This is a genomic window from Pseudomonas sp. Pdm06 (assembly GCF_014851795.1).
GTDB classification, from domain to species: domain Bacteria; phylum Pseudomonadota; class Gammaproteobacteria; order Pseudomonadales; family Pseudomonadaceae; genus Aquipseudomonas; species Aquipseudomonas fluorescens_AA.
Genome location: NZ_JACVAH010000043.1, coordinates 1 through 498, shown reverse-complemented (window position 1 = coordinate 498; position 498 = coordinate 1). Strand labels below are relative to the sequence as shown.

Below are 498 nucleotides of genomic sequence, written 5' to 3'. Positions count from 1 at the left end.
GGTCAGGTCCGGGCGTTTCAAATAGCCACGGGCCACGCCGACGCCGCCGATGTACAACTCGCCGATGCTGCCAATCGGCAGCGGCTGCATGGCTTCGTCGAGGATGTACAAGCGCAGGTTGGCGATGGGTTTGCCGATCGGCACGATTGTGTCGTCCGCCGAGCAACGCCAGACCGAGACGTCGATGGCTGCTTCGGTCGGGCCATACAGGTTGACCAGCGCCGCCGGGTGTTGGCCCATGAAGCGCCGCACCAGGTCCACCGGCAAGGCTTCGCCACTGGCGAACACCTGGCGCAAGCTGTGGCAGTCGACCAGGCTCGGCTCTTCGACAAAGGCCCGCAGCATGGACGGTACGAAGTGCAAGGTCGTGACCTGTTCCTGCTGGATCAACTGGCTGAGGTAGGCCGGGTCGCGATGACCGTCCGGACGGGCGACCACCAGGGTCGCGCCGGTGATCAACGGCCAGAAGAACTCCCACACCGATACGTCGAAGCTGTA

The 498-nt window shown here is 64.5% G+C and carries 1 protein-coding gene; it reads right to left on the bottom strand.

What is annotated here, in order from left to right; all coding sequences use genetic code 11:
* Positions 1-498 (bottom strand): AMP-binding protein (locus IB266_RS30475; protein WP_192264440.1); only part of this gene is annotated, 498 nt, incomplete at both ends.